We start from the raw sequence: 18,993 nt of genomic DNA on the forward strand, positions 1-18,993 counted from the left end.
CCACCCGCAAACGCCCAGGCCGGCCACCCCCCCCCGGTCGGCCCGGGCCCGCCCCGATCGGCCACCCCCCCCGGCCGGTCGGGGCCCTTGCGTACGGCGGGACACCCCGTCGGTTCCACCGCGTCCCCCGGACGGCGCAAGAGCGGCGGCGCCCGGAAGGCCGCCCCCACCCCGGCGGGGCACCGGCCCGCCACCTGCCCGTTCGGGCGACGGCCCGGGCGCGGGGCCGTGCCCCGGGCGGGCCCGCGCAGGCGGGACGGGGAGGCCGGAGCACGGTGCCGGGGCTACGGTTCGGAGGCATGAAGCGCATATCCGGTGATCGGAACCCCGGCCCCACCCGACGCGCCCTGCTCACCGCCGCGGCGGGTGCGGCCCTCGCGGCGGGTTGCGCGCGCGGCGGCGCCCCCGGCGCTCCGGCGGCGGCGTCCAGCGGCACCGCCACACCCAGTGAGGCCGCCGGCGGCCTCACCCCGGGCGTGATGACGCTGTTCAAGGACCCGGCGTACAACTTCAACGGACTCCTCGCGCTCGGCGGCTCGGGAGCCGGCGCCGCCGAGGTCGGCGAGGTCCTCACGGCCGTGAACACGATCAACGACGCCGGCCTGACCGCCCAGACGTACGTGAAGACCTTCCGCGCGCTCGGCGACCAGCTCCTGAAAGCACCGCCGGGCGCACCGGCCGACGGGCAGACCAAGCGCTTCCGGGCGCTGCGCGCCGCCCAGTACTACGGCCAGGCACTCTTCTTCGTCCTCGGTTCGGACGACCCCGGCAGCGAGGAACAGCTCTACAAGGCGGGGCGCGGGGCCTGGGACGCCTTCTGCGACCTGTGCGAGCCCGCCCCTGTGAAGGCGAACGTGCCCTACGGCACCACACCGCTCCCGGTGTGGTTCTTCCGCCCCGACACCTCCGCCACCCGCCGCCCGACGGTGATCCTGACGAACGGGAGCGACGGCCAGAACGTGGACATGTGGACCTACGGGGTTCCTGCCGCGCTGGACCGGGGCTGGAACGCGCTCGTCTACGACGGGCCGGGCCAGGGGCAACTGCTCTTCGTGGACCAGGTGGTGTTCACACCCACCTGGGAGAAGGTCGTCACCCCCCTCGTCGACTGGCTCTCCGCCCGCCCCGACGTGGACCCCGGCCGGATTGCCCTGACCGGTCTGAGCATGGCCGGGGACCTCGCCCCGCGAGCGGCGGCCTTCGAGACCCGGATCGCCGCGCTGGTGGCCATGCCGGGCTGCGTGGAGCCGTGGCTGGGCTTCCCGCCCGAGATCCGGAAGATCCTGACCCCCGACCAGCAGGAGACGAACGACATCTGGAACAAGGAGGTCGTCCCCGAACTGCCCCCGGACGCGGCCGACGTGATGAAGAAGCGCTTCGAGCCCTTCTCCGTGCCCGCCATGCTCGAAGCGCGGCAGGGCAAGCTGTTCACCGACTTCTACACCCCCGCCACCCGGATCCAGGCGCTGTCCATCACCGATGTCGTCGGCCGGATCAAGGCCCCCACCCTGGTGCTGGACTACGAGGGCGAGCAGTTCTACCCCGGCCAGCCGCGCCGCATGTACGACGCCCTCACCTCGCCCAAGGACTACCTGAAGCTGACGGCGGCCCAGGGCGCGCAGTTGCACTGCTCCCCGATGGCCCCGCAGCTGCACTGCGAGGTCGTCTTCGACTGGCTCCAGAAGACGCTCGCGGGCAGCTGACGGACGGCGCCGGGAGCGCCGCGGTCCCGGCGGGGCGGAAACCGCTGGCCGCGGCCGCTCCGACTTCGCATGATGGGGACGTCGTCGCCGCCCGGCGGCGGCGACGAACCCTTGAGGCGGAGCAGCGCTGCCATGGCGACCATCGCGGTGACCGGCCACGTGAACCTGACCGGTGCGAGCCTTCCGCACGTCGAGGAGGCGCTGACCGCGCTGCTCTCCCGCTACCCGGCCGCCGAGCTCACCGGCATGTCCTGCCTGGCCCCCGGCGCGGACACGGTCTTCGGGGACGCCGTCGTCACCCTGGGCGGGCGGCTGGTGGCGGTGCTCCCCTCGGGCGACTACCGGGCACGCATGGCGCAGGGGCCGCACGCCGCCGCCTTCGACCGGCTCCTGGAAGCGGCCGCGGAGATCGAGGTCATGCCGTACCGGAGGGCCGGTACCGCCGCCTACGCCGCCGCCAACCGACTCCTGCTCGGCCGGGCCGAGCTCCTGGTCGCGGTCTGGGACGGAGGGGCCGGCGGCAGGCAGGGCGGGACGGGCGACGCGGTGGCCGCTGCCCGTGCGCGGGGAATCCCGGTGGAGGTCGTCTGGCCGGCCGGAGCCGCCCGCCAGGGCTCGGCCCGGCATGATCCGAGAGACACGCCCTAGGATCCGAATCATGATCGCTGAACTGCAATGCGTGGTCCTGGACTGCCTCGAGCCGCAGTCCCTCGCCGAGTTCTACCGGTCCCTGCTGGGCGGGAGCGTCAACCGGCCGGACCGGCGCTGGGCCGTCGACGAGAGCTGGGCGACCCTCCACACCCCCTCGGGGCTGGTCCTCGCCTTCCAGCGCGCTCCCGACCACGTGCCGCCGCGCTGGCCCGACCCCAGCCGGCCGCAGCAGTTCCACCTGGACCTCGGCGTCCCGGACCTGGACCGCGCGCAGGAGGAGGTGCTGGCGGCCGGCGGGACGCTGCTCGACGGCTCGGACGGGCGCGGCTGGCGGGTCTACGCGGACCCGGCGGGGCACCCGTTCTGTCTCGTCCGGCACTGAGCCGACCGCGGTGGCGGCGGCGGTCAGTCCGCCGACCGGGTCCAGCCGATCGCCTCGATCCGGTCGGCGTCGGCCGGGCGGTCCTCGGCGAACAGCAGCCGGCCCGGTTCCGCCACGCGTACGACGTCCACGTAGATCCCGCGGCCCACGTAGCGGCCGGTCGCGGTGTGGCGCAGCCGCAGCCGTACCTCCCGGCCCGTCCACGCGGCCGTGAGGGGGGCTTCGAGGCGGTGCCAGACGCGGCCCGACCAGCCGCTCACCGAGCCCCGCGGCCACTGCTCGGGCGTGCCGCCGGTGGACCGCAGCGTGCTGAAGGGCAGCGGCTCCCAGTGTTCCCCGTCGGCGGAGCCCTCCACGTGCAGGGCGCCCTCGCCGGGCACGGTGTCCCACCACACGGCGCAGCGCAGCCGGGCGGCGGCCGTGGCCGGGCGCAGCGGCGGCAGCGTGAGGGTGCCCGAGGCGCCCGGCCGGATGCCGGAGAACCAGGCCGCGCCGCCGTGCCGCGTACGGACCGGGACGGCGCGGGCGAACCGGTTGCCGACGGCGACGCGCGGCGCGCTGCCGGCCCGCCAGGTGCGTACGGGGTGCACGGAGTTGCCGAGCAGGATCAGGAACGAGTCGGTGGAGGGGTCGAGGACGAGGGAGGTGCCGGTGAACCCGGTGTGCCCGGCGGAGTGCGGGGTGGCCATGGCCCCCATGTACCAGTGCTGGTAGAGCTCGAAGCCGAGGCCGTGGTCGTCGCCGGGGAAGGCCGTGTTGTAGTCGGTGAAGAGCAGCTCGACGGAGGCGGGGCGCAGGATGCGCCGGCCCGCGTAGACCCCGCCGTCCAGGAGGGCGCGGGCGAGCACGGCCAGGTCCCAGGCGGTGCCGAAGACCCCGGCATGGCCCGCGACACCGCCGAGCGCGTACGCGTTCTCGTCGTGGACCTCGCCCCACACCAGCCCGCGGTCCAGGCCGGACCAGGGCGGGCGCTGCACTTCGGTGGCGGCGGTGACCCGGCGCCAGGAGAGCGGTGGGTTGTACCGCGTGCGGTGCATCCCGAGCGGAGCGGTGATCTCGTCGCGGAGCAGGACGTCCAAAGTGCGAGCGGTGATCCGTTCCAGGAGCAGCTGCAACGAAATGAGGTTGAGGTCGGAGTACCGGTAGACGGTCCCGGGGGTCTCCTGCGGACGCACCGACCACAGCAGCCTCAGCTGCCCCTCGCGCGTGGACTCCTGGTAGAAGGGCGCCCAGGAACGCAGACCCGAGGTGTGCGTGAGCAGCTGACGGACCGTGATGATCTCCTTGCCGCCCCCGGTGAACTCCGGCATGTACCGGCACACCGGGGCCTCCAGCTCCAGGCGGCCGCGCTCGATCTGCTGCACGGCCAGGATGGAGGTGAACAGCTTGGTCAGCGAGGCCAGGTCGAAGACGGTGTCCTCGGCCATGGCGATCCGCTCGGCCTCCGGGAACTCCCGGACCCGGTCGGTCCGCCCGTCGTAGTCCGCGTAGCGGACCGCGTGGCCCATGGCGCGGTGCAGGGCGATGGTGCGGCCCCGGCCGGCGAGGACCACCGCCCCGGCGTAGTAGGGGTGTTCGGGGGAGGGGCCCAGGAAGCGCCGGGCCTCGTCGGCCACCCCCTCCAGGTGCTTCTCCAGCAGGCCGGCCTGGCGCGCCGACCCGTACCGCAGCCGCAGCCCCTGGAGCGCGCGCCGTTCGGCCGGACTGCCCGGGGCGCCCGGACTGCCCGCGGCACCCGCGGCACCCGGGGCGCCCGGGAACGCCGCGTGCAGGACGAGGACCCCGCCGAGCGCGAGCAGCCGCGCCCCGAGCCGCCGTCGCGTCAGCCCGCCACCGGAGGTACCGGGTCGGCCGCTCGTCTCCTCGGGCCCGCCCGTTGCGGCGCGTGCGAGCCGTGCCTCTGTGCTCGCCAGGCCCGAAGCCCCCGTGCGTACTGTCATGTCCGCCCTCCTGTCCGCTGTCCACCTGCGGCTGTCCACCTGCAGCGTCGTCTCCCGGGGGCCGCGCCCCGGACCCCGTGCCCCACCCGCCGGCTGCGGGCCGGGACGGCCCGTGCCGCCTCCCGCCGTGCCGCTGCCGGTGCCGGTGCTCCGCCCGGGGCGCAGCCCGGGGTCCGGGCCGCGGAACCGTGGAGCGCGCCGCGGGCCGGGCGAACGGGTTCCCGGCCGCCGGGATCTGCCGTGCCCGCGGCAGGCGATCCGCACGCTAGTGGGTATGTGCCCGCCCGTCGGGCACCGTCCGCACCGACCGGCCCGTAAAGAATCTGACACTGCATCAGAAAATCTCTTCCCTCGACCGCCGGGCTGCGGCATCCTGCCGCCCATGGAGACGGAGCTGAGCAAGAAACTGGGAGTCGAGCACGCCATCTTCGGCTTCACGCCCTTCCCGGCGGTCGCCGCTGCCATCACCCGGGCGGGCGGCTTCGGCGTACTCGGCGCGGTCCGCTACACCGCCCCCGACGAGCTGGCCCGCGACCTCGACTGGATGCAGGCGCACACCGACGGAAAGCCCTACGGCCTCGACGTCGTCATGCCCGCGAAGAAGGCCGTCGACGGCATCGGCGAGGCCGACATCGAGGCGATGATCCCGGCCGGGCACCGCGACTTCGTCCGCGACACCCTCGCCAAACACCACGTGCCCGAGCTCGCCGAGGGCGAGGCCTCCGGCTGGCGGATCACCGGCTGGATGGAGCAGGTCGCCCGGCGCCAGCTCGACGTCGCCTTCGACTACCCCATCAAACTCCTGGCGAACGCCCTCGGTTCCCCGCCCGCCGACGTCATCGCCCGCGCCCACGACCACGGCGTCCTCGTCGCCGCCCTCGCCGGGAGCGCCAAACACGCCCGCCGCCACGCCGAAGCCGGCATCGACATCGTCGTCGCCCAGGGCTACGAGGCGGGCGGCCACACCGGCGACATCGCCACCATGGTCCTGGTCCCCGAGATCGTCGAGGCCGTCGCCCCCCTCCCGGTCCTCGCCGCCGGCGGCATCGGCAGCGGCGAGCAGATCGCCGCCGGCCTCGCCCTCGGCGCCCAGGGCGCCTGGCTCGGCTCCCTCTGGCTCACCACCACCGAGGCCGACCTCCACTCGCGGGCCCTCACCGAGAAACTGCTCGCCGCCGGATCCGGCGACACCGTCCGCTCGCGGGCCCTCACCGGCAAGCCCGCCCGCCAACTGCGCACCGAGTGGACCGACGCCTGGGACGACCCCGAGGGACCGGGCGCGCTGCCCATGCCGCTCCAGGGACTGCTCGTCGCCGAGGCCGTCTCCCGGATCCAGAAGTACGAGATCCAGCCCCTGCTCGGCACCCCCGTCGGCCAGATCGTCGGCCGGATGACCGAAGAACGCAGCGTCCAGGCCGTCTTCGACGACCTCACCAGCGGGTTCGAGAGGGCGATCGACCGCATCAACCGCATCGCCGGCCGAGTCCGAGAGGCGTGACCGACATGACCGCCACGACGTCCACGACCCCCGCCACCGACCAGCAGCCTCCCAACGGCTTCTGGGCCCAGGCAGCCGCCGACCCCGGGCGCACCGTGCTGGTGACCCCCGAGGGCGAGGAATGGAGCGCCGGCCGACTGCACACCGACGTCAACCGCCTCGTCCACGGCCTGCGCGCCGCCGGACTGGAGAAGGGAGACGTCTTCGCCGTCGTCCTCCCCAACGGCGTCGAGTTCCTCACCGCCTACCTGGCCGCCTCCCAGGCGGGCTTCTACCTCGTCCCCGTCAACCACCACCTCGTCGGCCCCGAGATCGCCTGGATCGTCTCCGACTCCGGTGCCAAGGTGCTCATCGCCCACGAGCGCTTCGCCGACGCCGCCACCGCCGCTGCCGACGAGGCGGCCCTGCCCGCGAGCCACCGCTACGCCGTCGGACCGGTCGCGGGCTTCCGGCCGTACGCGGAACTCCTCGACGGACAGCCCGCCGGCGCCCCCGAGGGCCGCACCCTGGGCTGGGTCATGAACTACACCTCCGGCACCACCGGACGGCCGCGCGGCATCCGCCGCCCGCTGCCCGGCAAGCTCCCGGAGGAGACGTACCTGGGCGGCTTCCTCGGCATCTTCGGCATCCGGCCGTTCGACGGCAACGTCCACCTGGTCTGCTCGCCGCTCTACCACACGGCCGTCCTCCAATTCGCGGGCGCCGCCCTGCACATCGGGCACCCGCTCGTCCTGATGGACAAGTGGACCCCGCAGGAGATGCTGCGCCTGATCGACCGGCACGCCTGCACGCACACCCACATGGTGCCGACCCAGTTCCACCGGCTCCTCGCCCTCCCGCAGGAGACGAAGGACGCGTACGACGTCTCGTCCATGCGGCACGCGATCCACGGCGCCGCGCCCTGCCCCGACCACGTCAAACGGGCCATGATCGACTGGTGGGGCCGCTGCGTGGAGGAGTACTACGCGGCCAGCGAGGGCGGGGGCGCGTTCGCGACCGCCGAGGACTGGCTGAAGAAGCCGGGAACCGTCGGCAGGGCCTGGCCGATCAGCGAACTCGCCATCTTCGACGACGACGGCAACCGGCTGCCCGCCGGGGAACTGGGCACCGTCTACATAAAGATGAACACCGGCGGCTTCAGCTACCACAAGGACGAGGGCAAGACGAAGAAGAACCGGATCGGCGACTTCTTCACCGTCGGCGACCTGGGGCTGATGGACGAGGAGGGGTACCTCTTCCTCCGCGACCGCAAGATCGACATGATCATCTCGGGCGGGGTAAACATCTACCCCGCCGAGATCGAGTCGGCCCTGCTCACCCACCCGGCCGTCGCGGACGCCGCCGCCTTCGGCATTCCGCACGCCGACTGGGGCGAGGAGGTCAAGGCGGTCGTCGAACCGGCCGAGGGCTTCGTCGCGGGCGACGCGCTGGCCGCGGAGATCCTGCTCCACTGCGAGCGCCAGCTCGCCGGGTACAAGCGCCCCAAGACGGTCGACTTCATCGAGACCATGCCGCGCGACCCGAACGGCAAGCTCTACAAGCGCCGGCTGCGCGACCCCTACTGGGAGGGCCACGCCCGCCCGATGTGAGCCCTCGGCGCGGCCGTCCCCGAGGGCCACACGGGTGAGACCCGGTCGCCGGGGGGTTGCGGCACGCCGCGCCCCGGCCGTTCCGCGCCCGCCCGCCTGCTCGGCCGTCCGCGCCGGGCGGCGGGCATTCGTGAGAAAAGCCACGTCAGGGCCCGGAGGCGCGCCTTGCGCCGCACTGACGGGATACTTCTGGCAACTTGGCTGATATGAGTACGACTGCGCGCAGATCTCCCCTGACCGACTGGACCGTGGTGGTCCCCGTGGTGGCGCTGGTCGCGCTCGTCTTCAGTTGGGGCCGGGACCTACCCGGCTTCGCGGTGGCGCTCGTCGCCCTCTGCCTGGCCGGCGCGGTCCTCGCCGCCGTCCACCACGCCGAGGTCGTCGCCCACCGGGTCGGCGAACCCTTCGGTTCCCTCGTCCTCGCCGTGGCGGTCACCGTGATCGAGGTGGCGCTCATCGTCACCCTGATGGCCGACGGCGGTGACAAGACCGCCTCCCTGGCCCGGGACACGGTCTTCGCCGCCGTCATGATCACGTGCAACGGCATCGTCGGCCTGTCCCTGCTCGTCGGCGCCCTGCGCAACCGGGTCGCCGTGTTCAACCCCGAGGGATCCGGTGCGGCCCTCGCCACCGTCGCGACCCTGGCCACCCTCAGCCTGGTCCTGCCGACCTTCACCACCAGCAAGCCGGGCCCGGAGTTCTCCACCGCGCAGCTCACGTTCGCCGCCGTCGCCTCGCTCGCCCTGTACGGGCTGTTCGTCGCCGTACAGACGGTCCGTCACCGCAGCTACTTCCTGCCCGTGGACACCGGGCAGGGGTCCGGCGGTGGCGAGGAGTACGCGGAACCGCCCACCGCCCGCGCCGCCCTCATCAGCCTCGGCCTGCTGCTGGTCGCGCTCGTCGCCGTGGTCGGCGACGCCAAGGCCGTCTCCCCGACGATCGAGCGGGCCGTCGCGGCCGCCGGCCTGCCCCAGGCGGTCGTCGGTGTGATCATCGCGCTGCTCGTCCTGGCGCCCGAGACACTCGCCGCCGTCCGCGCCGCCCGCCGCGACCGCGTGCAGACCAGTCTCAACCTCGCCTACGGATCGGCCATCGCCAGCATCGGCCTGACCATCCCGGCGATCGCCCTCGCCTCCATCTGGCTCTCCGGACCGCTCCTGCTCGGCCTCGGCCCGATCCACATGGTGCTGCTCGCCCTCACCGTCGTGGTCAGCGCCCTCACCATCGTCCCGGGGCGGGCCACGCTGCTCCAGGGCGGCGTGCACATCGTGCTGCTGGCCGCGTACCTCTTCCTGGCCGTCAGCCCCTAGGGCGCCGGGGCCGGGGCCGGGAAGAGGGACGCGGGGGAGCGGTCACCGCCGTTCGCGCACCGGCACCACCTTCAGCTTCGGGGAGGTGAGGATGTCCCGCTCGCAGTAGCGTGCCGTGACCCAGCGCTCCTCGGAGTACAGCCGGGTCTGATCGGCGTAGTACGGCGAGCCCGGGTTCGAGGACTGGCTGTACGTCAGCAGGGTGCGCGCCACCGGACAGCGGCTGCCGTCCCAGCCGACCGCCTGGATGTGGCTGGAGCCGTGCGCGACCTCCGGGTAGCCGCCGGCCGCCGCGTTCCACGGGGCCTCGATCTTGTTCCAGACGCCGAGCGCCTCCGTACCGCCGCCCACCGGCAGCCTGCGGCCGCCCCGGACCACGAACTGGTGCTCGCCCAGCGGGGCGTCCAGCGCGATCCCGGCGGCCTTCAGCTCCGCCACCGCGTCCGCGAGCGCCCGCCCGATGCCGGGCGCGGCCCGGTTGAGCGTACGGGGGGTGCGTACGGGATCGGCCGCCGAGAACGGCACCAGCCACAAGTCCTTGGCGGGGGTCGACGCCGTCAGCCGGCGCCAGAACCGGTCGAAGAGCAGTGCGCCGCGGCTGGCGCTGTCGGTCGTACGGTCCCAGCCCGCCAGCACCCCGCAGGCCGCCGTGACGTCCACCGCACTGCCGTCGCTCGCCGTCGCCGTGCCGCCGGGCAGGGCGGCGCAGGCCTGCGCCGCGTCCGCGGCCGCCAGATCACCGGCCGGAACCCGGTTCGCGAACTGCTGTTTCTGCAGGTCCGCCACGGTCAGCCGGCCCTTCGCGGCCATCGCGGACACGTCCTCGACGGCGCCGCGCGTCCGCAGCGAGCGCGGGGTGGCGACGGTGCCCCAGATGCGTTCGTACCCGGTCAGCGGCCGGTCGGCATTGGCCAGCCAGGCACTGTCGTTGGAGTTCTCGGCGTACGGCGCCCCCTGCAGAGTCGGCGCCCTGCCCGGGCCGAACACGCCGGGCTGCACCGCGTCCGGGTCCGAGCCGATCGCGCAGTCACCGCGGGAACCGTCCAGCACCGCCAGCCCCGACGCCGGATAGGTGGCCCGGCCCAGCGGGGTGGAGCAGCGGGCCGCCAGCTCGTCGGTGATCCGGGGGAGCACCTGGGTCTGGGTGAAGAGGGTGCCGCCGGCGGAGTCGGCGGCCACGGTGTTCACCCAGGGCAGGCCCTGGGTGCGCTTCAGCGCGTCCTGGATGCCGGCCACCGAACGGGCTCTGCCCATCGCGAGGGCGGTGTCCGAGCCGCGCAGGTTCGCCGCGTTCGGGTCGTTCAGCGCGTACGCCGTCTGCGCGGTCCAGGGCAGGGGCAGGCCCGCGCCGAGGTCGGAGACCACCGGCCCGTAGCGGGTCCACCACTGGGTGCGGGTGACGGGGGCGCCGCCCGCCACCGGGACGGTGACGGTCCGCCGGGTCATCCTCTCCGGCTTGCCGTCGACCAGGTAGGCGGTCGGATCGGCGGGGTCCAGGGCGAGCTGGTGGAGGTTGACCGGGGTGCCGGTGGCCACGGTGTGGCTCCAGGCCACCTTGTCGTTGAAGCCGATGTTGACCACGGCCGTGCCGAGGAGGGAGGCGCCCGAGACGTTCAGCTCGCCCGGGATGGTCTGCTGGAACTGCCAGAAGCGGCGTCCGCCCTGCCAGGGGTAGTGCGGGTTGCCGAGCAGCAGGCCGCGGCCGTTCGACGTGGTGGAGCCGGCGAAGGCCACCGCGTTGGAGCCCATGTCGTACCGGGCGGTGTCGAAGAAGTCGCGCGCGGCCTCGGCGGCGGCCGCCGGATCGGTCGCCGCGGAGGCCGCGGCGACCGGAGTGCCCGCCGGTCCCGGGATGGCCGCCGCGCCCGGGGGCTGTGCGGTCGTGATGCCGTCGACGCCGCGGCCCTGGCCGCCGAGGACCGACACCGCGAAGCCGCGGGCCGCCACATCGGCCGTGGTGACCGGGTGGACCCAGCCGGCGCCCTTGCACGCCGGATCGGTGACCTTGTTCTGGGCCAGCCAGGCGTTGTACCCGGCGGCCCAGCCGCGCATCAGTTCCTTGAGGTCCTCGGTGGGCCCGGCCGGCGCGGGGGTCGCCAGCAGCTTCTCCACCGTGCCGGACTCCCGCACCCCCTTGAAGTAGAGGTCGCTGGAGAGGTTCTTCGTGGCCGAGGAGAGCGAGAAGTCGGGCGCCGCGTCCGCCCCGAACCAGCGCGAACGCTCACCGGCGACGGTCACGAAGCCGTCCGCGAGGACACAGACCTGGTCGGCGGCCTGGGCCCAGCCGGTGCCGAAGCCGAGCTGCGCGTAGTCGCGGGCGAGGATGTGCGGGATGCCGTTCTCGGTGTACCGGATGACGGCGGACAGCTTGCCGCCGCCGGCCGCTGCCCGGTCGTCGGTCGCTGCCGCGGCCTGCGGCATCGCGGCCGTCGCGGCGAGCAGAGCGGCGCCGGCGAGGGCGACGCGGCGGAGTGTCGGACGAGTGCTGAGGTGCAACAGTCCTCCCAAGTGGCCTGTGGGTGGGGGTGGTTACCCGGTGGACAGGCGGTGCGTCCGTGCCCCCACACTCATGCAGGCGGTCCGATGATCTGTCAACATCCCGTTTGGTATCCGGTTATTGACCTTGGGCGTGCGGGAGGACGAGGATCGCGCCATGACGGCAGACCGGACGGTGCGGGCAGTGCGAGCGGTACGGGACAACACGGTCGACGGGCTGGTGCGCGACAGCGCGCGGCGGGTGCCCGACCGCCCCGCCGTCCGCTACCGCGAACGGACCTGGACCTACGCGGAGCTCGACGCGGCCGTCAGCACCGGCGCCGCCGTACTGCGGGAGCGGTACGGGCTGGCCGCCGGGGACCGCGTCGCCACCTACGCCCACAACTGCGACGCATACCTCATCGCCTACCTCGCCTGCGCCCGGGCCGGGCTCACCCACGTCCCGGTCAACCAGAACCTCACCGGCGAGGACCTCGCGTACATCCTGGACGACTCCGCGAGCGCCCTGGTCCTCGCCGACCCGGACCTGGCCGGCCGGATCCCCGGGGGCAGGCGCGTACGGGCGCTGCGCGACGCCCCCGATTCCTTCCTGGCGGAGCTGGCCGAGCCGCTGCCCTTCGAGGCCGACCGGGACCCGGACGCGCTGGCGCAGCTCCTCTACACCTCGGGGACCACCGCCCTGCCCAAGGGCGCGATGATGACCCACCGGGCGCTGGTGCACGAGTACGAGAGTGCGATCGAGGCCCTGGACCTGGACGGGGACGACCGGCCCGTGCACTCGCTGCCGCTCTACCACTCGGCGCAGATGCACGTCTTCCTGCTCCCGTACCTGGCGGTGGGAGCGCGGAACACCATCGTGGACGCGCCGGTCGCGGAGCGGATCTTCGACCTCGTCGAGGCCGGGGAGGCCGACAGCCTCTTCGCTCCGCCGACGGTGTGGATCGGCCTGGCCAACCACCCGGACTTCGCGGTGCGTGAGCTGGGCGCCCTGCGGAAGGCGTACTACGGGGCCTCGATCATGCCGGTGCCGGTCCTGGAACGACTGCGCGAGCGGCTGCCGGGGCTCGGCTTCTACAACTGCTTCGGCCAGAGCGAGATCGGCCCGCTCGCCACGGTGCTGGGGCCGGCGGAGCACGAGGGGCGGATGGACTCCTGCGGGCGGCCGGTGCGCCACGTGGAGGCGAAGGTCGTCGACGAGGACGGCAAGGACGTGCCGGACGGGACGGCCGGCGAGGTGGTCTACCGCTCGCCGCAGCTCTGCCTGGGGTACTGGAACGACGCGGTGGCCACGCAGAAGGCCTTCCGGGACGGCTGGTTCCGCTCGGGAGACCTGGCCGTGCGCGATGCGCAGGGGTACTACACGGTCGTGGACCGGGTGAAGGACGTCATCAACTCGGGCGGGGTGCTGGTCGCCTCACGGCAGGTGGAGGACGTGCTCTACACCCATCCGGGCGTGGCCGAGGCCGCAGTGGTGGGGCTGCCCGACGAGCGCTGGATCGAGGCGGTCACGGCGGTGGTGGTACCGCGCGGGGAGGTGACGGAGGCGGAGCTGATGGCCTTCGCGCGGGAGAAGCTCGCCCACTTCAAGGCCCCGAAGCGGGTGCTCTTCGTGGACGCCCTCCCGCGCAATGCCAGCGGCAAGATCCTCAAGCGGGAACTGCGCGACCGCTTCGCGCAGCCCGGCCACTGACGTCCGCACGTCCCGCGCCAACCGCCGGCCGCGGGAGCCGCCATTCGGGGGAGGTTCGTTCGGGGAAGCGTCCGGCCGGGGTGAGCGTCCGGCCGGGGGCTCCCGCCGGCCGGTTACCAAGGGTGGGCGGCGGGGTCCTCGGGAGGGTAGACCCCGCTGCGCCGCAGCCGCCGCAGGGTGAGGTGCTCGTGCACGAGCCGGCCGACGAGCGCCCCGCCGTAGACGACGAAGCCGACGCCGACCAGCCAGGACTGGACGACGAGCAGGGTGCCGAAGGGCCCGTAGATCACCGCGTTGGACGCGATCAGCGGGGAGAACACCAGCTGCGAGAAGACCCGCAGCCCCAGCAGCCCGAGGCTGGTCGCCACGGCTCCCGGCACCAGGGCGCGCCAGCGGACCCGGCCGCCGAGCAGCAGGCGCTGCGAGCCGACGAAGAACAGGCAGGTGCCGAGGAGGTCGCCCAGGGTGCCGAGGATCGTGCCGATGACGTGGTGCGAGGGGGCGGGGATCCCCACGAGCAGGGCGAGGTAGCAGACCAGCAGGGCGAGCCAGACGACGTGCCGCCACATGGTGTGCCAGCGCATGGTCGGCAGGTCCCAGACCTTCTCGTAGCCGGTCTGGACGGCCGACCCGAAGGTCAGGCCGAACACCGCGAGTGCGGCCAGACCGAAGGCGGTGGTCCGCTCCAGCGCCAGGTCCGCCGCGCCGAACAGCATCTCGACCCGGACCCGCGAGGCCTCCGTCACCCCGAGGGCCTGGCCGAGCCACCGGCCGAAGCCCGAGCCGCTCCCGGGCGCCGCGGCCGCGACCACCACCAGCAGCGGCACCAGGGTGAGGAACCCGAGGGCCGCGAAGCCCATCGCCCGGTGCATGAGCTCCATCTCCCGGCCACGGCTCCAGGCCAGCCCCACCTGGGAGCCCTGGAGCCGGTCGTGGAGCTGCCGGAGGGTGGAGATCACACCTCATGCCCTACCCGCCGGCACCGGCCCGCTCCCGGGACCCGCCCTCAAATGGGCCCGAAGGGGTGGTTTCAGCCGCCCGGACAGGGCCCGGGCCGGTCATGGCCGGGTGCCCTACCCCGCGTCGCGGAGGTCGATCAGCCTCTTGATCTTCCCCACCGAACGCTCCAGCGTCTCCGGGTCGACCACCTCGACCCGCACGGAGACCCCGATCCCCTCCTTCACGGCCCGGACCACGGCGGCGGCCGCGTCCAGCCGCCGGTCGGCGTCCGTCTCCCGGCGCGCCTCCACCCGTACCGTCAGGGCGTCCATCCGGCCCTCCCGGGTCAGCCGCAGCTGGAAGTGGGGCGCCAGGCCGGGCGTTCGCAGCAGGATCTCCTCGATCTGGGTGGGGTACATGTTCACCCCGCGCAGGATGATCATGTCGTCGCTCCGGCCGGTGATCTTCTCCATCCGGCGGAAGGCCGGCCGGGCCGTACCGGGCAGCAGCCGCGTCAGATCCCGGGTGCGGTAGCGGATGACGGGCATGGCCTCCTTGGTGAGGGAGGTGAACACCAGCTCGCCCGGCTCGCCGTCCGGGAGCACCGCGCCGGTCAGCGGGTCGACCACCTCGGGATAGAAATGGTCCTCCCAGATGTGGAGGCCGTCCTTCGTCTCGGCGAACTCCTGTGCCACCCCCGGCCCGATGACCTCGGACAGGCCGTAGATGTCCACCGCGTCGATGCCGACCCGTTCCTCGATCTCCCGGCGCATCTCCTCGGTCCACGGCTCCGCGCCGAAGATCCCCGTCCGTAGAGAGGTGGAGCGCGGGTCGATCCCCTGGCGCTCCATCTCGTCCAGCAGGGTCAGCATGTAGGAGGGGGTCACCATGATGACCTCCGGCCGGAAGTCCTCGATGAGCCGGACCTGGCGGTCCGTCATCCCGCCCGAGGCGGGCACGACCGTACAGCCCAGGCGCTCGGCGCCGTAGTGCGCGCCCAGGCCGCCCGTGAACAGCCCGTACCCGTAGGCGATGTGGACGATCTGGCCGGGGCGTCCGCCCGCCGCCCGTATGGACCGGGCGACGACGTTCGCCCACGTGGCGAGGTCCCCGTCGGTGTACCCGACGACGGTCGGCCGCCCGGTGGTGCCGCTGGAGGCATGGATGCGCCGCACCTGTGAGCGCGGCACGGCGAACATCCCGAAGGGATACTGGTCGCGCAGATCGGCCTTGGTGGTCAGAGGGAACAGGGAGAGGTCGGCGAGCGACCGGCAGTCGTCGGGATGCACCCCCGCCTTGTCGAAAGCCTGCCGGTAGAACGGCACCTTCTCATAGGCACGGTGCAAGGTGGCGCGCAGCCGGGTGAGCTGGAGGGCCGCCAGCTCGTCGCGGCCCAGCCGCTCGCCCTCGTCGTGGAGATCCGTGTACGCCGCCATTGCCGTCACCTCACCAAGAGAACCGACCGATCATTCGGTAGATTGCCAGGGACCGGCAGGTGAAAGCAATGACTCGAACGAGTGATCGCCTTTTGTGTCGCCCGGTGGGTCCTCAAGATCGGCGGGATGGCAGACTGGTCGGCCGTACCGCGAACCGGGAGGACCGACATCATCGTGCGACGGAGGCGGGCGCGCACTGCCCCGGCATCCCTGGCCGTGGCCGTACTGACGGCCGCGACCGCGACGGCCTGCGCGTTCCCGCTGCGGGACCTCGGCCCCCTGCCCCCGCGGTACTCGGGTCCACCGCTGTCCGCCGACACGGTGGTGTCGGAGATGACGTCGGTTCTGGCGGCGGAGGGCATCACGGTGCAGCGGGAACCGTCCGCGGTCCTGGGCCGGTGTTCCGAACGGCTCTCGGGACGTCACGCGCCGCAGACGGTGGAGGCCGCCGTGAAGGCCGCCGTCGCGCGGGCCCGTTCCGAGCACGGCTGGCAGGACGGTCCCGACGTGGCCGGAGAGAAGCTGACCCTGACGAAGGGCAACTGGACGGTCCTGGCCGGCTTTGCGGCCGAGGTGCCGGCGGGCGGGCAGGCGCCGGTCATCATCTCGCTGACGTGCGTGGACGGCGAGGCCACCCCCACCGCCCCCACGGCACCCTCCGCCCCGGCCCTCGCGCCCGCGCCCACCTCGACCTGACGTGCGGAACGCGCCGCTGCGCGCGGGCCGGGCCCGACAGGATCCGGAAGAGACGGCCTAGAGGGCGTCCGCCTCCGTCGCGACCGCCTTCGCCCACCGGTAGTCCGCCTTGCCGCTCGGGGAGCGCTGGATCGCGGGTGCGATCACCAGCTGGCGCGGGATCTTGTACCCCGCCAGCCTGGTGCGGCAATGGCTCTGGATCTGCTCCAGGGACGGCGCCGGGGCGCCCTTCCGGACTTGGACCACCGCGGCCACGTGGCTGCCCCAGGTCGGGTCCGCGACCCCGGCGACCAGGGCGTCGTACACGTCGGGGTGGGACTTCAGCGCCTGCTCCACCTCCTCCGGATACACCTTCTCGCCGCCCGTGTTGATGCACTGCGAGCCGCGTCCGAGCACCGTGACGATGCCCTCCTCGTCCACGGTCGCCATGTCGCCGAGGAGCACCCAGCGCTCCGCGCCCTTCTGGAAGAAGGTCTCGGCGGTCTTGGCCGCGTCGTTGTAGTAGCCGAGCGGGACGTGCCCGCGCTGTGCGAGGCGTCCCGGTACGCCCACCCCCACCGGCTCGTGCGTCACCGGGTCCACCACCTGCGTACGGTCGTTGACCTCGAGCCGGAAGCCCTTGTCCGGGCCGGAATCGTCCGTGGCCCGCCCGTTGGACCCGGACTCGGACGACCCGAAGTTGTTCAGCAGCAGTACGTTCGGCACCAGCCGCTGGAACTCGGCGCGCACCGTCTCCGACATGATCGCCCCGGACGAGGACACGCTGAACAGCGAGGACAGGTCGGTGCCCTTGAGCGGCCCGTTCAGGGCGTCGATCAGCGGCCGCAGCATCGCGTCGCCGACCAGCGACACGCTGGAGACCTTCTCCTTCTCGATGGTGCGGAGCACTTCCTCGGGCGCGTACTTGCGGTGGATGACCACCCGCTGGCCGTAGTTGAAGGCGATGAACGAGGTCAGCGTCGACGTGCCGTGCATCAGCGGGGGAGCCGGGAAGAAGGTGAGCCCGGCGCCGCGCGCGCGGACCCGCTCGGCCAGCTCCTCCGGCCGCTTCACCGGCTCGCCCGACGGCTCGCCGCCGAAGAGCCCGGCGAAGAAGAGGTCCTCGGCCCGCCACATGACGCCCTTGGGCATGCCCGTCGTGCCGCCGGTGTAGATGATGAACAGGTCGTCGGGGCTGCGCGGCGGGAAGCCCCGGCCGGGAGAGCCCGCCGCCTCGGCCTCCGCGTACGGGACGGGTGCGATCGAAGGCTCCGGGGCGCCCTCGGGGGCCGCGCCGACCCGGATCAGGTGCCGGAGCCGCGTCGTCTGCGGCAGCGCGGCCGCGACCCGTTCGGTGAACTCGCCCTCGAAGACCAGGGCGGCGAGATCGGCGTCGTTGTAGAGGTAGACCAGCTCCTCCTCCACGTACCGGTAGTTGACGTTCACGGGGACCAGCCGGGCCTTCAGGCACGCCAGTACGGTCTGCAGGTACTCGATCCCGTTGTAGAGGTGGAGGCCCAGGTGCTCACCGGCCTTCAGCCCGCTGTCCAGCAGGTGGTGCGCGATCCGGTTCGCCGCCGTGTCGAGCTCCGCGTACGTCAGGCGGCGCTCCGCACCGGTCCCGGGGTGGTCCACGTACACAAGGGCCTCGCGGTCCGGGACCACGTCCACGACCGACTCGAACAGGTCGGCAAGGTTGTACTCCACCGTTCCTCCTGACCCCGTGGCTGGTCTGCTCCGGCGGTCATTAGAGCGCCGGAGCCGGTAACTGGGAAGGGCACCGCCCAAGAAATCTGACTGAGTGTCAGAAAACTATTGAACTGCACCCTCCCCTACTGCAACCTGTTCTAGGTCTTGAGACGGGAGGACGGCAATGGGTGGGACAGAACACCTGACCGTGGATCGGCACGGCGCCACGCTGGTGCTCACCATGAACAGGCCCGAGGCGAAGAACGCGCTCTCGCTGCCGCTGCTGGTGGGGCTCTACGACGGCTGGCTGGAGGCGGACGCCGACGACGGGATCCGCTCCGTCGTCCTGACCGGCGCGGGCGGGGACTTCTGCGCCGGAATGGACCTCAAGGCCCTGGCCGGCAAGGGAATGGCGGGCGACCAGTACCGGGACCGCCTCAAGGCCGACCCCGACCTGCACTGGAAGGCGATGCTGCGCCACCACAGGCCGCGCAAGCCGGTCATCGCGGCGGTGGAGGGGTACTGCGTGGCGGGCGGTACGGAGATCCTCCAGGGCACCGACATCCGCGTCGCGGCCGAGGGCGCCACCTTCGGGCTGTTCGAGGTCAAGCGCGGACTCTTCCCGATCGGCGGCTCCACGGTGCGGCTGCCGCGGCAGATCCCGCGGACGCACGCCCTGGAGATGCTGCTGACCGGACGCCCCTACTCCGCGGCGGAGGCCGAACGGATCGGGCTGGTCGGGCGGGTGGTGCCGGACGGTACGGCGCTGGCGGCCGCCCTGGAGATCGCGGAGCGGATCAACGCGTGCGGGCCGCTGGCGGTGGAGGCGATCAAGGCGTCGGTCTACGAGACGGCGGAGCTGACGGAGCGGGAGGGGCTGGCGTCGGAACTCCTGCGGGGGTGGCCGATCTTCGACACGGCCGATGCGAAGGAGGGGGCGCGGGCCTTTGCGGAGAAGCGGCCCGCGGTGTATCGGCGCGAGTAGCTCGGGCCGG

14 protein-coding genes are annotated in these 18,993 nt (G+C 73.1%); 9 read left to right on the plus strand and 5 right to left on the minus strand.

The genetic code is table 11. From position 1 onward, the window contains the following. The first annotated feature begins 299 nt into the window (after window positions 1–299). The 3 genes from B6R96_RS32105 to B6R96_RS32115 all read left to right on the plus strand — a co-directional run bounded on the left by B6R96_RS32105 (window position 300) and on the right by B6R96_RS32115 (window position 2,736). Entirely contained in the window at window positions 300–1,703 is a 1,404-nt protein-coding gene (locus B6R96_RS32105; protein ID WP_081524417.1) for an alpha/beta hydrolase family protein, read from the plus strand. A gap of 132 nt (window positions 1,704–1,835) precedes the next feature. Further along, window positions 1,836–2,351, plus strand: coding sequence for a hypothetical protein (locus tag B6R96_RS32110; RefSeq protein ID WP_081524418.1), 516 nt, complete (start codon window positions 1,836–1,838; stop codon window positions 2,349–2,351). A 10-nt stretch (window positions 2,352–2,361) separates the two neighbouring features. Beyond that, window positions 2,362–2,736, plus strand: a complete 375-nt coding sequence (locus tag B6R96_RS32115) for a VOC family protein (RefSeq protein WP_053704152.1) — start codon at window positions 2,362–2,364, stop codon at window positions 2,734–2,736. Window positions 2,737–2,759: 23 nt separating this feature from the next. Here the strand turns inward: B6R96_RS32115 and B6R96_RS32120 are convergent, their stop codons facing one another. Beyond that, window positions 2,760–4,676, minus strand: a complete 1,917-nt coding sequence (locus B6R96_RS32120) for a serine hydrolase domain-containing protein (RefSeq protein ID WP_081524419.1) — start codon at window positions 4,674–4,676, stop codon at window positions 2,760–2,762. Between the two features lie 382 nt (window positions 4,677–5,058). Here B6R96_RS32120 and B6R96_RS32125 point away from each other — a divergent pair, with 382 nt between their 5' ends. From B6R96_RS32125 to B6R96_RS32135, 3 genes are all read left to right on the plus strand, one after another. Continuing rightward, the gene (locus tag B6R96_RS32125) at window positions 5,059–6,174 is read left to right on the plus strand and encodes an NAD(P)H-dependent flavin oxidoreductase (protein WP_030384397.1); all 1,116 of its coding nucleotides are present in this window, start codon (window positions 5,059–5,061) and stop codon (window positions 6,172–6,174) included. A 5-nt stretch (window positions 6,175–6,179) separates the two neighbouring features. After that, window positions 6,180–7,763: an acyl-CoA synthetase gene (locus tag B6R96_RS32130; RefSeq protein ID WP_081525347.1), complete on the plus strand. Its 1,584-nt coding sequence runs from the start codon at window positions 6,180–6,182 to the stop codon at window positions 7,761–7,763. Window positions 7,764–7,969: 206 nt separating this feature from the next. Continuing rightward, entirely contained in the window at window positions 7,970–9,073 is a 1,104-nt protein-coding gene (locus B6R96_RS32135; protein WP_053170039.1) for a calcium:proton antiporter, read from the plus strand. A 42-nt stretch (window positions 9,074–9,115) separates the two neighbouring features. Here B6R96_RS32135 and B6R96_RS32140 read toward each other — a convergent pair whose 3' ends face one another. Continuing rightward, window positions 9,116–11,569, minus strand: a complete 2,454-nt coding sequence (locus B6R96_RS32140) for a penicillin acylase family protein (RefSeq protein ID WP_203351682.1) — start codon at window positions 11,567–11,569, stop codon at window positions 9,116–9,118. Between the two features lie 157 nt (window positions 11,570–11,726). On the opposite strand from B6R96_RS32140, the gene B6R96_RS32145 reads away from it, so the two are divergent. Further along, window positions 11,727–13,259 carry a fatty acyl-CoA synthetase gene (locus B6R96_RS32145; protein WP_081524420.1) on the plus strand — a complete coding sequence of 511 codons (1,533 nt, stop codon included), beginning with the start codon at window positions 11,727–11,729 and terminating at the stop codon, window positions 13,257–13,259. 113 nt (window positions 13,260–13,372) lie between these two features. Here B6R96_RS32145 and B6R96_RS32150 read toward each other — a convergent pair whose 3' ends face one another. Together B6R96_RS32150 and paaK are read right to left on the minus strand one after the other, a co-directional pair. After that, on the minus strand, window positions 13,373–14,218 hold the full coding sequence (locus tag B6R96_RS32150) for a YhjD/YihY/BrkB family envelope integrity protein (RefSeq protein WP_081524421.1): 846 nt from the start codon (window positions 14,216–14,218) through the stop codon (window positions 13,373–13,375). A gap of 114 nt (window positions 14,219–14,332) precedes the next feature. Next, window positions 14,333–15,634 carry a phenylacetate--CoA ligase PaaK gene (gene paaK, locus B6R96_RS32155; RefSeq protein WP_081524422.1) on the minus strand — a complete coding sequence of 434 codons (1,302 nt, stop codon included), beginning with the start codon at window positions 15,632–15,634 and terminating at the stop codon, window positions 14,333–14,335. Window positions 15,635–15,850: 216 nt separating this feature from the next. Here paaK and B6R96_RS32160 point away from each other — a divergent pair, with 216 nt between their 5' ends. Then, window positions 15,851–16,330, plus strand: a complete 480-nt coding sequence (locus B6R96_RS32160) for a hypothetical protein (protein WP_237291571.1) — start codon at window positions 15,851–15,853, stop codon at window positions 16,328–16,330. 57 nt (window positions 16,331–16,387) lie between these two features. Here the strand turns inward: B6R96_RS32160 and B6R96_RS32165 are convergent, their stop codons facing one another. Beyond that, window positions 16,388–18,016: an acyl-CoA synthetase gene (locus B6R96_RS32165; protein ID WP_081524423.1), complete on the minus strand. Its 1,629-nt coding sequence runs from the start codon at window positions 18,014–18,016 to the stop codon at window positions 16,388–16,390. Window positions 18,017–18,182: 166 nt separating this feature from the next. Here B6R96_RS32165 and B6R96_RS32170 point away from each other — a divergent pair, with 166 nt between their 5' ends. Then, window positions 18,183–18,983 carry a crotonase/enoyl-CoA hydratase family protein gene (locus B6R96_RS32170; RefSeq protein ID WP_030384406.1) on the plus strand — a complete coding sequence of 267 codons (801 nt, stop codon included), beginning with the start codon at window positions 18,183–18,185 and terminating at the stop codon, window positions 18,981–18,983. Window positions 18,984–18,993: the final 10 nt, after the last annotated feature.

The sequence above is a fragment of the Streptomyces sp. Sge12 genome (assembly GCF_002080455.1).
In the GTDB taxonomy this organism is placed as follows: Bacteria; Actinomycetota; Actinomycetes; order Streptomycetales; family Streptomycetaceae; genus Streptomyces.